This window comes from Pseudomonas sp. GW821-FHT09H03 (genome assembly GCF_059415945.1).
Genome location: NZ_JBWKOF010000005.1, coordinates 25,524 through 39,235 on the forward strand (window position 1 = coordinate 25,524; position 13,712 = coordinate 39,235).

Sequence of the window (13,712 nt, forward strand, 5' to 3'; positions counted from 1 at the left end):
GTATGAATGAACGTGGCTTGTCAGGCACCTCCTGGCCTTGGTGAAGAGGTGCCATGTGCAGCCTCGTTGTACTGAACATTTTGATACGACACTATCCATGGCGAATGGCCGCTCTTGGCCGATTCTGTTGAAAATCCGACTTTTTCAACAGAATTGACCCAAAGCAGCCATTTGAATGCACGCGGTAAAGTAATTGAACCAATATCTTCGACATGATGATGGTGCGCTCGGACCCGTGAAATACGTCTCGGATTTTTTTAAAGCCAAGCGAAGCATAAAAGCCTTCAGCGGTGATAGATGATGGGACACGCAGTTGGTTGAGCCCTCCGGCGATGGCGATGGACTGAATTTTTGTCATCAGCTGTCTTCCGATGCCCTTCCCTTGATAGGCCGGTTCGACAAACACACTTCGGACAACGTCGTGATCATTTGCCGTCACTCGGGTTCGACAACCATTCCGGATGGCTGCACTGTTTAGCCGACCCGATCTGATGTGACAAAACCTGCTCCAGCGCTGGGATTTTCTACTGTGTGCGAGGCTCGGATGGAATGAGGACGACCAGATCCGTATTACCTATGTCGACACCCGCTTGTGAAAATAAGGTAGTCACTTGCCCACGGTGATGCGTCTGGTGGTTGAAGAAATGCATGACCAAGCCATAAAAGTTCTTGTCGGCGGGCACTCCCGTCATGTTTGTGTAATTGAGGGTGTGGTCTAAATTCGCCTCTGTAATGGAGCAAGACCACTCGATAATGATCCTGTCGAGCCACACTCGATGTGCCGAAAGTTCTCGGATATTTGAGAATGTTAACTGGTCAAGGCTTTTGGGGGCAGGAAGCTGCCGAATCGGCTCCAGAGCCAAGTAGTTCGCCGGGTGCTCAGCGAATCGCTTGAGCCAGATAGTGTCCCCGGCCACTAAGTGGTTCAACGTCCCGAGAATAGAACCAAAGAATGCTTTTCTATTAACTGAAAGCTCTTCATCTGGCAGGCTTTTGGCTGTCTCATAAATCTTTGCGTTCATCCACTCGTTATAGGTCGCCATCAAGCAGATATGGCCGGTGCGGCTCATTGTGTTGATCCTTTGAGTGAATATTTGATCAGTGGTCCACACTCATCTTGAAACCCCGTCTAGTACTGGGCTTCCTTGTGTTCAGAGTGGCGCAATAGAGTGGCGTCTCTTGCTTGGAGCATGCGTGTAGCCCGGCGAAAGGGGAATGGAGATGGTCGTGTCGAGTGGTGAGGGTATCAAAAAACTGCCTTAACAGCGTTATGGATTGATGAATAGTCTGTGGGTGTGCGTTGAATTGCGCTACCCCGATGTCCGCTTTTGGCCGTTTTCTGCCGGTAGCGACTGGCTGAAGTCGACTCAAAGCTGACTGTCATTTTTTCGAGCATAGCACTGTCTGCCGACACAGCGGACGAGTGAGTCGAAGGCTTGTTGGCTCATCGGTGGATGCCTGGTTGACCCCTGAAGTTGTGTTGGCAGAAGCTGACATTTCGACCGCTTCAAGTCTTGTTAATAAATCTCTACCAAAACCGGAAAAAGAGTGTTATTCCCTCGGCATGGAGCCGTTCTCCACGAGTCAGCAGCCAAAAATTTAGCTAGGTCATCCGCGTATGCCAAGTAAATCAAAAACGTCAGGCGACTCCAGGCAACGGCTTTGGTTTACTACCAATTGGTCACTTAATCTCAACACAACTCTTCTATTAGCTTTGCTGCCCGGCATTTTGGCCCTGGTGGTAACCACCTATATTTCATTTGAGCGAGAGCGCGCAGCGGCCTACCAAGACTTGCTGAGTCGCGTTCGCTCCATGAGCCAACTGATGGATGAACAGTTGCTACATGTTCAGAATGGGCTGGAGCTGATTGCCACGGCATCAAACGAAATAGATGAACACAACCTCAAGAATTTTTACGGAATTCTCCAGGAATCCCAACGCGAGCTAACGTCAACCAATGGTCTGATTTTGTTTGAGACCAACGGGAATATGTTGCTCAGTACGCTTAGCTCCTTCGGGACTCCGCTGCCGGTTTCCAGCTCTGTAGAGCGGTTACAAAGGGTGGCAAGGACTGGCCAGCCGCAAATCACGCCCATATTCACTGGTAAGCTATCAGGCAAAGAGGTGATTGCCATCGACGTCCCCATCCAGCGAAATGGGAAAGTCGTTTATGTCCTGTCTGCCAGCTTTTTGTGCACACAGATCAACCAGTTACTTTTAAAGCAAAACTTCCCCCCTGAATGGATCGCTGTCATCTATGACTCCACTGGGGTCATCGCTGCTCGAACATTGAATCCAGAACAGTCAATCGGGAAAAAAGTAGCTCCGACCCTATTAGATTGGTTGGACGGCCCGGAAGAATTTTTTGGAGAAGGCAGGACGCTTGAAGGAAAGCAGTCGGTAGCGGCAATGCATCGCTCGAAACTGACAGGATACTCGGTCGCAGTATCTGTTCCGGCAGAAACACTGCTTGCCCCGCTACGGGGAGGGCTGATCCTGAATATTCTGGCGATTGGCGCCAGTCTTTTAGTGGGTACTTTCGTAGCTTGGTATTTCTCTCAAACGTTGCGCAAGTCCATCAGGATATTGGAGCGTGCGACGCAGGGAATTGCCTCAGGAGCCAGTAATATTGTACTGCCTGAAGGTGGCATTCCAGAGTTGCAACGCTTGAGTCTCAGATTCAAAAACATGTTTATTGCTTTGAAAGAATCAAAGGAGATCAACCAACAGTATTTAACACAACTTGAATTGGCAGCCACTCATGACTCCTTGACGGGTTTAGCCAATCGATTGCTGATTAACGATCGTATTGAACAGGCAGTTCACTCGGCCCAACGCTGCGGCCGTTGGACGGCTGTTGTTCTACTGGATCTGGATCATTTCAAGGTGGTCAACGATACATTGACCCATATCGTGGGTGACGCCTTGCTGGTCGAAGTCGCCAATCGTTTGAAGTCACAGGTTCGACAGGCCGATACGGTTGGCCGATTTGGTGGTGATGAATTTGTCATCGTATTGACAGACATCCAGACGAATGAAGATGCGATGCAGTTGGTCTCAAAACTTATGCGCATTATTTCCCAACCCTACGAGATTTCGGCGCGTCGACTCACGATTTCAGCAAGCATTGGGGTTACGCTTGCCCCTAGAGATGGTACGAAAGCGATTGAGCTTATCAAGAATGCCGACATCGCCATGTACCGAGCGAAGGATGCCGGGCGGGCCGCTATTGAGTTTTTTTCGGTAGAGATGCACGACCGCGTCCAGAGGCGGCTTGAGATGGAAGCCGATCTACGTCGCGCCATTCAACAAAATGAATTCGTCGTTTATTACCAGCCCAGGTGTGATCTCAATACTGGAAAAATCATCGGAGCCGAAGCACTGATACGCTGGAGACATCCAACCATGGGCCTTGTTTCTCCTGCCGAATTTATCCCCTTGGCAGAAGAAACAGGTTTGATTAACCCAATTGGAGAGTGGGTGTTGCAGTCGGCTTGCGAAACGGCGCACCGTTGGCACCACATGGGGTACTCAGACATTCTGGTCTCCGTGAACGTGGCGGCGCGCCAGCTTCAGTCAAACCAACTCAGAGACGTCGTTGCCAAATGCCTTGCGACTTCGAGACTGACGCCGAGCCTGCTGGAGTTGGAGCTCACGGAAAGCGATGTCATGAAGGATCCTGGCGCAGCACTCAAGGTACTGCAAGAGATCAAAGCCTTAGGCGTCAGAATCTCTTTGGATGATTTCGGAACGGGATACTCCAGTCTCAGTTATCTCAAACGCTTCCCGGTGGACTGTCTGAAGATTGATCGGTCATTTATCAGGGACATCACCATAGATCCCGAAGATGCGGCGATTGCCCAAATGATCGTAGCCCTGGGACACAACCTCAAGCAGACGGTCGTCGCTGAAGGGGTAGAGACACGGGCTCAACTGAATTTCTTGAAAGCGCATCAATGTGACCAAATGCAAGGCTATTTGTTTAGTCCACCAGTTCCGGCTAACGAGTTTGAAGCCATGCTGTTGGGTGGGAAGCACTTGGAAAGAGCAGAAAAAGCAGAAAAAGAAGAAAAAGAAGAAAAAGAAGACGGATTTATTTTTCGTAAAGGGAAGGGACAATAAATCCGTCCCCTTTTCTATAACCTGTTTGACAAGCGCTACTACGCCACCATCGGCACCGAGTCCTTCGGGAACTACTACGGCGATCCACGCAACTTCATGGTTTCGGTCAAAGCGAGTTTTTGAGGCTTCGCATTAGCGACGATAATAGCGGGGATCGTCCTCGTAACGGTGCCGCATGGCCCGGTCCTGGTGGCGATCCCAATCACGATGGCGTTCAGCTTCTCGGCGGGCCTGCTCTCTACGCCACTGATCCCTGCGCCAGTCGTCGCGGCGCCAGTCATGTCTACGATCGTGCCAACGGTCGTCGTGCCAGTACCGATCGTCATGGGCGAGCAATGGCTGCGCGTTGCCCATACTGGCCAAGGTCGGCCATGGGTTGCTGGCAGCCTGGGCCTGAGCTTGAACGGCTGCAACTTCAGTTGTGTAAACAGGGGTTGAAGGCTTCATCGGTGTAGCTGATGCTGAGCCCACCGCCGCGAACGCGAAGAGGCCGAGGAGTAGCATCCGTGGGTCAGGGAATTTCATGAGCGAAGACAACCTCTGATTGAGCGATTGGACCTGTTGGCATCTGGTTGCAGGAAGTCTGCCGGTTCGCGCATGCAAGCGAATGTGCCTATCCACATAGACCGATATGTAGGGAAAAGTTCTAGGGGGCGCTGTTTAAATATCACGTTGCCTCAGGATTCAACGCGCTGAGATTTGCTGTCTCGATGACCGCTTCTGGCTGTTTTCTGCCTGTGGCCACAGTCAGTTTTGGGTCGATCCAAGTCATGCTGTCGCCACACATCCGCCCTGAGAAAAAGGGGACGGAATTTAAAGGGAAAAGAAGGGAAGGGAAGATTAATCCGTCCCCTTTTTTGTGTTTGTGCTTTTTTGTGGTCCCTTTTTTTGTGAAGGGACTTGCAGACGGCCTCAGCGATTCAGCTTGGTAATTTTTGAACCCTGCAATCCCAGCCCGGCCATTAAGCCCTTTTGATCAAAGATGAACGCATAGACATCGGACTGAGCCGTTGAAGTAGTCAACGACCTGGCCATGCCTGAATCTACGACCACGATGCTTGGGCCCACACCGACCTCAAATCCATTAACATTTTTCAGATCGTTCATCGCTGAATAGGTCATGAAGAACATCACGTAACCAAACTTCTGCACGCCCGCCTGAAGGCCGTATGAGGCTGCTGTGGTCGCGTAATACCCCGTGACTTTTCCGTTCTCAATCAACTCGCCTTCGCCATGCTGTGCGCCGGCAATGAGGCCCGCTTTCAGCACTTCAGGGAAAACGAGAATACCCTTGGCTCGCTGCGCGAGGGCGCGCGCTTGCGGCGTTTTGGCATACAAACTCTGTAACGCCGCGTTCGCGTCGCGGTTCATTTGCGCGTTAGCAGCCTTCACATCTGAGGCGGAAGTGGGTTGATGCATTTGGCAGCCCGCCGAGAAAGCGAGGATTGAAATCATTGCCATCATTCGAAGGTTTTTGGTCATGAGCAATATTCCGTTTCTGTACCTGCCATTGAGGGACTTGCGTGGCGATCGCCGTTGCGGATCAAAGACTGACGGGGTCGATCTTTCACTTAGACTTTAACCCTATTAAGCGGTTGGTCAAATGCTATTCACATGCATGTTTCTGAGACGAAATCGACAGTCAGCTCTGGCCCGATTTCTGCCTGTCGCCATAGTCAGCTTTGGGTCGATCCTAGTCATACAACGGCCTGGGCATGCTGATCGGTTTCTGGGTTGCGGGGCAGGTCACCGACTACTATGCCGCCACCGCCGGCAGTCATGACTGGAAGAGCATCTGGCTGTTCCCTGCGGGCTTTGCGCTGGCGATCTTTTTCTGTTTTTCCCTGGCGTTCAAGGGCCGGGAGGCAGCGGTCGTGCAAACGACGGTATGAACTCGTCAGCCGCGTTGCGCCTCCTGGTCATTCCAAAACATGGGCAGGGGCCAGCGGTCGGCGGGACTTGAACAGCAGCTACGCTTCGACGCCCAGAAAGATCGGATGGTCTATCGGGACGGCAGCCAGGCTTCCCTTGGCGCTTTCCCGATTGGCCGCGAAGTCTGCGAGCAACAAAGCGAAATCTCCGGCTGCGAGCAGAAATGCATAGACTTGAGGTATTCCAGTGATGGCCACGTGGGTGAACGACCGCACGCTTTGGGCAAATTCAAAGCTGAGGAGTTTGAAAGCTAGTGGAGATGGCGGGACTGAGATGGACATGGCTTCACCCAAGGGATCTGCCACCGGTCATTCAACCGCCCCGGTCGCTAGACTATTAGTCGTCGGGCTCTGCGTAGGCTTCTGCCAGAAGGGCCTGGGCGTGACCTTCCAGGAAGTCGAAAACCTCCTCTTGGATATACCCGTTGTATTGCTTGCGCCGGCCCTTTGATACGACCCCATTCTGGTCTAAGCACTGCATTATCAGCTTGCTCAAGAGGCTGCCGCGCACGTCGTAGTTGTCATTAACCACCTTGAGCAACGTGTCGTATCGTTGCAGATACTCGGTTTCTTCCCTCAGTTCAATTTCCAATGCCCGCTTGGCCATTTCCAGCGTGAAGGCCACACATTCAGTCGCATCCCAGTAGCGATAGAGGCTTGGGTCGCCGGTGAAGTTAAGCGACATGTTGTCGGCATCTATCCAACGAACGTCCCAGAATTGCCGGGCAGATTTCGAGAAGCTCTGCAGAGCTTCAAGGTAGCGTTGCTCCTCTCGCTTCATGGCAACGGAGACAGGGAGTAACAAACCGTTCTCCAGCGCACCGCTGCAGCACAATGCCTGGTGTATCAAGAAGCGCGACAGTCGGCCATTCCCATCCATGAAGGGATGCAAGAACACGAACCCGAATGAGGCAATGCCGGCGGCCACCAGCGGGTCAAGCTCCATCGGTGCACGGTTTGCGAAGGCCATGAGTTCGAACATCAGATCACGGCAAAGGTCTGGAGGTGGGGGGATATAGGTAACCCCTGCCGCTCCTCTAAAGGAGTTGGTCAGGTGGTTTTGTTCATGCCGGAAGGCCACCGCCCATTCAAGCGGTTGGGAAATTGCATTGTTTTGCAGAGAGACCAAGTAGTCTTCGGTAAGCGGCTGGCGGTCATGGGCCTGGCGCAGCAACTGAACGAAACGCTCTGACTTCTGCTGGCTTGGTGCTTCCTTTTCAATCGCAAATGAGGAATCTGTCTCGCTCAGGTACGCCCAGTTGATGGCGCGATCCATCATTTCCTTAGGCAAGGAAGCAATGAACTCTTTCGAACGCCCTAGAATGTCGTATTCAAGCAGGGCCTGGACCTCAGGCGTGCGCTCTACCGTTGCGCAATATTGGAGTGTCCCCAGCCCATTGAAGTCCACGCGCCAGCGGTTGTTTCGCACCGATGGGCCAGTGATGTACCGCTCTGGATCAAAGAGGAGGACGCCGGGGCCCCGAGGCTTGTCCGTGTAGTCCAGTAAAGCGCCGGAGTAGACTTCCCAGAGGAAGCAGACTTTGCGCAGATAGCCACTGCTGGGAGATTGGGTTATGGCCTCGACAAGGAGTTGACCTTCAATGCGAGGCAGAGCCTGCGCCAAAATAGAGAGATTGACGCCCTCATGTTTGAGCGCAAAGATGATGTGGGCGAGAAAATCCCCAGCCTCCGGTGCAACCGCTTGCGGCACGGCAAGCGCGCCGTTGATCCGCTCAATGCGGGTGACGGGTTGAACGAGTGCCGGCTTCTTTACCCCGATAGCCTTCAGCCCCATCGCATTGATCAAATGGGCGTAACCCACTAGATTTCCCATTTTTTCCCCTGTCGTTGGCTAGATTTTTTTAACCGAGCCAAGATTTTCTTAAAATACGCGCCGAACACTCAGAAAATATTAACCGAAAATGGCTGCGTAACCACTATTTCGGGGCTTTCTGATTTTCGGCGCGCCGGGAATCTGTGTAGTGGTCATCGTGTGTTGTTCTGTTGGCTGTATTACGGCTCCGGACTCTCAGCGTGGCAGCCTGAAGGTAGGCTCATCAGCGAAACCAGAGCCGGGGACGTGTTTTGTTTCGCGTCCTCCCAGGCCCAACTCTCGGCTGCTCGGCTGCTCGGCTGAGCAACTTGCACAGGGTTGATGTGCACAACCTAAGTGTCGGAGCATTGGAAAACTATTTTTAACCAATAGCTTGGCATGTCCCCGACAGACTTTATTTCTGATTAGCCCGCTGTCGCTGGCTGTTCAACGAAGTGCTGCGTCGCTGCATGGACGCATGGTCAAGGGCGAAGGTTTTGCTGTGGACGCCAGCATCATCACGGCGGACGCCAGTCGGCAACGTGGCGTACCCGGAAATGAAGAGATCAACTGGAGCGATCCGTCGCTTAGTACTCGCGCCGTCCGTGAGTACCTTGAAGCGCTGGATGAAGAAGCTTTGGCCGAAGCACTGCCCAAGCGCCTGTCGCAGACTGATCCGCTTTCTCGTTGGACCGCAGCGCCAGGAGGCCCGGCGTTCTTCGCTTACTCGACGAACTACCTGATTGATGTCGAGCATGGCGTGATCATGGATGTGGAACCGACGCCAGCTCATCGACCGCCGAGGTTGAGAGCACCAAGACCATGATTAATCGGGTCGAAGAGCACTTCGATATCAAGCCGGATCGGCTCATCGGCGATACCGCTTATGGAACCGCACCGATGTTGGCCTGGATGGTCGACGAAAAAGACATCGAGCCTCATGTGCCGGTTTTGGACAAAACCGAGCGTAAGAACGAGAGCCTCTCGATCAGTGATTTTCAATGGAATGAAGAAGTGCATGAATATCGTTGCCCCACGGGACACGCCCTGCGTAGCGAGTGGCGGGCCTTCAAGAATCAGCGCTCACCTCAAACGAATCCTGAAGCTGGATCGATTAAGGCTACGAGGAATGACCGGTGCAAACGACGAATTTACCTTGGCCGCTGCGGTACAGAATTTAAGAAGACTGGCAAAACTGACCCCACAAGGGCCACCGGCCACGGGATAGGTACGCCCGGAATCAGCAAAAACCCTCAAATTAACCCACTGACCAAGCTGCAAAGATCAACGCAGAACCCAAAAACCACCCAGCGTGGTGAACGGGTTCTGAAGTGACGGCCAACCCTAATGTCTTCCAGTCTGAAATTTCGACTTTTTCAACAGAATCGGCCCAAAGCAGTCATTTGAATGCACGCAGTAAAGTTATTGAACCAATGTCTTCGACATGATGATGGTGCGCTCGGACTCGTGAAATACATCTCGGATTTTTTTAAAGCCAAGCGAAGCATAAAAGCCTTCAGCGGTGATAGATGATGGGACACGCAGTAGGTTGAGTCCTCCGGCTATGGCGATGGATTGAATTATTGTCATCAGCTGTCTTCCGATGCCCTTCCCTTGATAGGCCGTTTCGACAAACACACTTCGGACAACATCGTGATCAAGACTGGCCGTTGCAACGACATGACTTTCGAGTATTGCTACGAACACCTGACGCTGCGTCAACAAACGAAGGATCGCCTGTGGAGAAAAACTTAGCTCCACTTGATCGATGATTTCGGATGAATAGTCCTGGGCATTGGACTCGCGAAGGGTGCCAATGATGACTCGACTGATGGCTGGGGCATCCGCATACATTGCGTTTCGAATTAGGCATTCCATTCAAGCATCTCCTTCCATGTGATTACTTGATCCTAGTGAGATGCGGCCCTACTAGCTAGCATGAAGGGCTGCTTCTGGCCGATTTCTGCCTATCGCCACAGTCAGCTTTGGGTCGATCCAAGTCATGCACTCGCCAATCATTCGCCCGTGAAAGGCTTCGTTGGAAGCCTTTTCTGATAACGCTGAAGGCGCACGTGTCCGTTAGAAGCGTGCGCCTGCCTTCCCTTACGGGGCTGGCACGAAATCCCGACGACCAGCGTCATATCCGTCGAAGACCTTGTCGAAACCGTAAGCTTGGGTCTCTTTCATCACTTCGTTGAATCGCGCGAGGGAATCGCTGGGCATGGTCGCGTGGTAGGCATGTCCGCCCTGTTCGTAGGCCTGCATGATCCAGCACGAACAGGCCACCCACCGCATGCACGGCGTCGCCGACGGCCCGCAGGTACTCGTCGGGCAGGATGATCCCGGATGAGGTTTCAACGTGGGGGGCGAAGACAATCTGCGGCCTCGAAGCCGCAATGGCTGCCAGCACTTCGTCCAGAGGGGGGGGGCGTAGGCAGCCTGGCGACCCGTGTCGACCGGACGGGCTTTGAGCACCGTGGTGGCCGCCGGGATGTTGCCAATCTCGAGGATCTGGCTCCAGCGATAACTGAACCAGCCGTTGCGTATCACCAGGCATTGCTGGTCGGTGGCAAACTGTCACGCCACCGCTTCCATGCCGAACGTGCCGCTGCCCGGGACCACTGCAACCGCCTGGGCGTTGTAGACCTGCTTCAAGGTCGTGGAAATGTTCTTCATCACGCCTTGAAACGACTGCGACATGTGGTTGAGCGACCGATCGTTGCTCGAGTACCTGTCGTTCTTGACGCATCCAACTGACTGTTCAGGTCGAACGCAAAGGGGTGGTCTAGTGGAATGCAATTTCACATGAAGCAGCCAGGATCAAAAGATCGCAGCCTGCGGCAGCTCCACCAGTGATTTTGGGAGCCGCGGGATTTTGCATGCAGCCACCTGACCTGGAGGGGGCGACGCGGTCTTGCCGGGGCCCCCTGAATCAATTTCAAGCCGGCGCAGTCACCACCGGCCGCCCCGGTTTGCGCAGCGGTTCCAGGCGTGAGCCGGTGTAGCGGGTTTCGCGGAAAAAGCGCCAGCGGCCGAACAGGCCGTAGACGTGGGTCACGCGTCCCTGTTCCTGATAGCCCATGCGGATGTGCAGTTTGAGCGCTGGAATGTTGTGGGTTTCACAGACGTCCACCACCTTGTTGCAACCCTGCGCGGCCATGGCTTCCCAGAGCGCCACTTGTACGTCCACCGACAGGCAGGTGCCGAAAAAGGCGCGGATCATTTCGCCGCCGAACTCGAAGAACTCGCCTTCCTTCACCGGGAACCAGCAACCGTAGTAGTGACGGTCGTGGTAGTCGCGGGTGCTGCCCCAGATGAAGCCTATCGCGTTGCCTTCGTCATCCAGGTACATGTGCCCGGTATGGCCTTCAGCGGCCAGTTCGGCCATGGTGTCGACGCGGTCGCCAAAGTGCTTGGCAAAGGCCGTGGCGTTCTGCGGTGTGATGGTGACCCGGCGCACGGCAGGGTAGGGACGCAATTTGTGCGGCGCAACCGGACTGACCAGGTCGCGCTCCATCCACAGTAACTCCCAGTGGAAGAATACATAGCGCTTCCACAGCGTGCTGAACGTGCGGCTCAGGCCCTTTCGTTTGATGAGTTCGCGAAGCTTGTCGAGTACGTTCATGAAGCCCTCCGTTGCAAAGGCTGGGTCGTGTGTGGTGAAGGTTGTTGATGGGTATAGATCACCAATGGCAATTGCATGGCACCCCCACTGAAAGCAATTTGTATCAACTTATGTTTCAGTCTTGACGCGGTTTTCCGGCGCCAGAAAAGCCACCATCCCCGCGGGTTTTTCGCAGGTTTTCAATGACCTGAATCGCCGGTGAAAAGCGCTGGGCGATGACTAGAGCACTGCCTGCGCGGCTTCGCTTTCGCTGCTGCGGGCGACGTCATAGGCCACCCTTGGCACCCCCGGCAAGCGCTGCGCCAATAACGCGCTGAGGGATTCTCCCGGTTCCAGATAGGCATCGCCGAAGTCCGCCCCGAGCTGGTTGGGATGGGCAACGATTTCCAGCAGTCCGTCGAGCGGTGGCTCGCCGTTGCGCAGATCCACCGGGGTGCAGACGTAGTCGGCAGTCGCCCCGGCGAGGCTGTTCAGGCGCCGATTGAGCAAGTCCTTGAACACGCGCTTGGGCAGGCTCAGGTTTTGTCCCAGATTGCGCGCCAGACGCACCGGCACGCCCTGGCGGGCGGCGAAACGCGCGACGATTTCGCCGATCGGCCAGATGTTGTGTACGTGTTGATGGGAGTCCAGATGGCTGGGGCGCAGGCCGTTGTCCAGGCAACGTTGCCATTGCGCCTCGAGCTCCTGCAGCACTGCCTCGCGATCCTGGCGGCCAAGCCAGAGGCGGCTGCGCGGCAGGTTGAGGTCGAATACCCCAGTGCGGTCGCAAAAGGCTGGCCGCTGCGCAATGGCCTGGCTCAGCGGGCTGCCGTAGGTCAGGTTGAAGTGCAAGCCGATGCGTCCTTCGAGCAAAGGATGGCGGGCCAGCACGCAAGCTGCTTCGAACGCCGGCATGTTGGCCATGGCGGTGGCGGAGCTGATGATCCCGGCCTGGAACGCGCCGAGGATCACCGCATTTTCGCAGGCGCTGAGGCCGAAATCGTCAGCGTTGACTATGACTTGTCGAGGCATGTTCTCCCTCCATCAATTGTTCGTTAGGTGCCGCTATTCGGTAGGCGCTGCGACTTTGACTGCCGGTGTGGTGACGGGCGCCGGAGACGCTGCCGCGGCTGCTGCACGCCGGGCGCGTCGCTGTTGCAACCAGGGCTTGAAACGTTGCCAGAAGCGCAGGGCCAGACCCAGCGCGAGTCCCCCGGGGCGCCAGGAATAGAAGCTCCAGCGCCAGTGTTGCAGTAGCCCGGTCATGCGCTCATGCAATTGGTGGCTGGAATTTTCCAGGCTCACCCGCGAGGCATCGATCCATTGCCAGTGGTCGTCCAGGCCCCAGTGAATCCATTCTTCGAGCAGCACCCGACCGCTGCCCAGATCAGCGTACTGCGGCAGGAACGCCAGGTTGTAGTCGTACAGCCGGCCCTGCTCCAGCAAACCCAGGCGATAACTGATGCACCGCCCCTCCAGTTCCAGCAGCACCACGCGCACCAGGCCCTGGGCGGCGAGGGCGGTGAAGGCGCGGTGCATGCACTGGCGATGGCGCTCATCGGAAAATATGCCCACGCCTTCGTCGCCTTTCCAGCTCACCGCTTCGACTTCGGCGATGGCCTCGAGCAGCGGCCCCATGGTCGACGCGTCCGGGGTGATGCGGCGGATTTGCGCGCCACAGGCGGCGATGCGTTTGCGCGCCCGGCGCAGTTTGTAGCGGGGATCGCCAGAGACTTCCTGGTGATCGGCCTCGCTGATCAGATGCACCGGCACCCGACAACTCAGGCGTTGCTCAGCGGTCGAACTGCGCGCCACCCATGCCTGGAGGGGGCTTTGCTCGCCCGTGAGGCCGGGCAGTTCATTGAGTTGCAACAAGGCGTGGGGCAAGCGCTGGCGGATCTGCGTCAGCGCTTTTGCCAATGATTCGCCGTCCAGCCTCGAAAGCAGTGCCAGGCGGTCGGCCAGTGGATAACCCAGATGATGCAGGACCCGAAACGGCAAACGCGCAAAGCGCTCAACGGACGCCACCAATGGCAGGCACAGCAGCAGTTCATCGCCCTGCCAGGCGAGCAACACGTGCAACTGCTCCCCGGTTCTGAGCGCCTGTTGCGAGGCGCACATCCAGGCCAGGGTGTTGAATGGCGTGTGCCCGGCTACGCGCAAGCGCAACGCTTCGTAAGCCGCTGCCGGAAAGTCGGGGGCACACAGTGAAGTGCGCCATTCGAATCGTGCAGACATAAG

10 protein-coding genes and 4 pseudogenes are annotated in these 13,712 nt (G+C 55.1%); 3 read left to right on the forward strand and 11 right to left on the reverse strand.

Annotation, left to right across the window (positions count from 1 at the left end; translation table 11 throughout):
• Positions 1-199: 199 nt before the first annotated feature.
• Positions 200-427: pseudogene (locus tag AC07OG_RS08405) on the reverse strand (GNAT family N-acetyltransferase); the annotation flags it as partial.
• A gap of 97 nt (positions 428-524) precedes the next feature.
• Positions 525-1,070: a DinB family protein gene (locus tag AC07OG_RS08410; protein WP_495066735.1), complete on the reverse strand. Its 546-nt coding sequence runs from the start codon at positions 1,068-1,070 to the stop codon at positions 525-527.
• Between the two features lie 548 nt (positions 1,071-1,618).
• Between AC07OG_RS08410 and AC07OG_RS08415 the strand changes: the two genes are divergently transcribed.
• Complete coding sequence (locus AC07OG_RS08415; RefSeq protein ID WP_495066736.1) at positions 1,619-4,123, forward strand: bifunctional diguanylate cyclase/phosphodiesterase; 2,505 nt, start codon at positions 1,619-1,621, stop codon at positions 4,121-4,123.
• A 132-nt stretch (positions 4,124-4,255) separates the two neighbouring features.
• Here AC07OG_RS08415 and AC07OG_RS08420 read toward each other — a convergent pair whose 3' ends face one another.
• Both AC07OG_RS08420 and AC07OG_RS08425 read right to left on the reverse strand, forming a co-directional pair.
• Complete coding sequence (locus tag AC07OG_RS08420; RefSeq protein WP_495066737.1) at positions 4,256-4,648, reverse strand: hypothetical protein; 393 nt, start codon at positions 4,646-4,648, stop codon at positions 4,256-4,258.
• A 387-nt stretch (positions 4,649-5,035) separates the two neighbouring features.
• On the reverse strand, positions 5,036-5,605 hold the full coding sequence (locus tag AC07OG_RS08425; protein WP_060543696.1) for a lipid-binding SYLF domain-containing protein: 570 nt from the start codon (positions 5,603-5,605) through the stop codon (positions 5,036-5,038).
• 224 nt (positions 5,606-5,829) lie between these two features.
• Between AC07OG_RS08425 and AC07OG_RS08430 the strand changes: the two are divergent.
• A pseudogene (locus AC07OG_RS08430) lies at positions 5,830-6,015 on the forward strand (MFS transporter); the annotation flags it as partial.
• A 78-nt stretch (positions 6,016-6,093) separates the two neighbouring features.
• Here AC07OG_RS08430 and AC07OG_RS08435 read toward each other — a convergent pair.
• Both AC07OG_RS08435 and AC07OG_RS08440 read right to left on the reverse strand, forming a co-directional pair.
• Positions 6,094-6,336: a hypothetical protein gene (locus AC07OG_RS08435; protein WP_495066738.1), complete on the reverse strand. Its 243-nt coding sequence runs from the start codon at positions 6,334-6,336 to the stop codon at positions 6,094-6,096.
• 55 nt (positions 6,337-6,391) lie between these two features.
• A complete protein-coding gene (locus AC07OG_RS08440; protein WP_495066739.1) occupies positions 6,392-7,888 on the reverse strand; it encodes a Fic family protein in 1,497 nt (498 codons plus the stop codon).
• A gap of 416 nt (positions 7,889-8,304) precedes the next feature.
• On the opposite strand from AC07OG_RS08440, the pseudogene AC07OG_RS08445 reads away from it, so the two are divergent.
• A pseudogene (locus tag AC07OG_RS08445) lies at positions 8,305-9,095 on the forward strand (transposase); the annotation flags it as partial.
• Positions 9,096-9,289: 194 nt separating this feature from the next.
• Here AC07OG_RS08445 and AC07OG_RS08450 read toward each other — a convergent pair.
• The 5 genes and pseudogenes from AC07OG_RS08450 to AC07OG_RS08470 form a co-directional block, all read right to left on the reverse strand.
• A complete protein-coding gene (locus tag AC07OG_RS08450; RefSeq protein WP_495066740.1) occupies positions 9,290-9,745 on the reverse strand; it encodes a GNAT family N-acetyltransferase in 456 nt (151 codons plus the stop codon).
• Between the two features lie 273 nt (positions 9,746-10,018).
• Positions 10,019-10,585: pseudogene (locus tag AC07OG_RS08455) on the reverse strand (pyridoxal-phosphate-dependent aminotransferase family protein); the annotation flags it as partial.
• Positions 10,586-10,805: 220 nt separating this feature from the next.
• Positions 10,806-11,492, reverse strand: a complete 687-nt coding sequence (locus tag AC07OG_RS08460) for a GNAT family N-acetyltransferase (protein ID WP_495066741.1) — start codon at positions 11,490-11,492, stop codon at positions 10,806-10,808.
• 219 nt (positions 11,493-11,711) lie between these two features.
• Entirely contained in the window at positions 11,712-12,503 is a 792-nt protein-coding gene (locus AC07OG_RS08465) for a ChbG/HpnK family deacetylase (protein WP_495066742.1), read from the reverse strand.
• A 33-nt stretch (positions 12,504-12,536) separates the two neighbouring features.
• A complete protein-coding gene (locus AC07OG_RS08470) occupies positions 12,537-13,709 on the reverse strand; it encodes a GNAT family N-acetyltransferase (RefSeq protein ID WP_495066743.1) in 1,173 nt (390 codons plus the stop codon).
• Positions 13,710-13,712 lie beyond the last annotated feature (3 nt).

Bases quoted from the DNA above. Each gene is read 5' to 3' on its own strand.
- AC07OG_RS08440 (WP_495066739.1), bottom strand. From the start codon at position 7,888: ATGGGAAATCTAGTGGGTTACGCCCATTTGATCAATGCGATGGGGCTG.
- AC07OG_RS08425 (WP_060543696.1), bottom strand. From the start codon at position 5,605: ATGACCAAAAACCTTCGAATGATGGCAATGATTTCAATCCTCGCTTTC.
- AC07OG_RS08420 (WP_495066737.1), bottom strand. From the start codon at position 4,648: ATGAAATTCCCTGACCCACGGATGCTACTCCTCGGCCTCTTCGCGTTC.
- AC07OG_RS08450 (WP_495066740.1), bottom strand. From the start codon at position 9,745: ATGGAATGCCTAATTCGAAACGCAATGTATGCGGATGCCCCAGCCATC.
- AC07OG_RS08415 (WP_495066736.1), top strand. From the start codon at position 1,619: ATGCCAAGTAAATCAAAAACGTCAGGCGACTCCAGGCAACGGCTTTGG.
- AC07OG_RS08460 (WP_495066741.1), bottom strand. From the start codon at position 11,492: ATGAACGTACTCGACAAGCTTCGCGAACTCATCAAACGAAAGGGCCTG.
- AC07OG_RS08410 (WP_495066735.1), bottom strand. From the start codon at position 1,070: ATGAGCCGCACCGGCCATATCTGCTTGATGGCGACCTATAACGAGTGG.
- AC07OG_RS08470 (WP_495066743.1), bottom strand. From the start codon at position 13,709: ATGTCTGCACGATTCGAATGGCGCACTTCACTGTGTGCCCCCGACTTT.
- AC07OG_RS08465 (WP_495066742.1), bottom strand. From the start codon at position 12,503: ATGCCTCGACAAGTCATAGTCAACGCTGACGATTTCGGCCTCAGCGCC.
- AC07OG_RS08435 (WP_495066738.1), bottom strand. From the start codon at position 6,336: ATGTCCATCTCAGTCCCGCCATCTCCACTAGCTTTCAAACTCCTCAGC.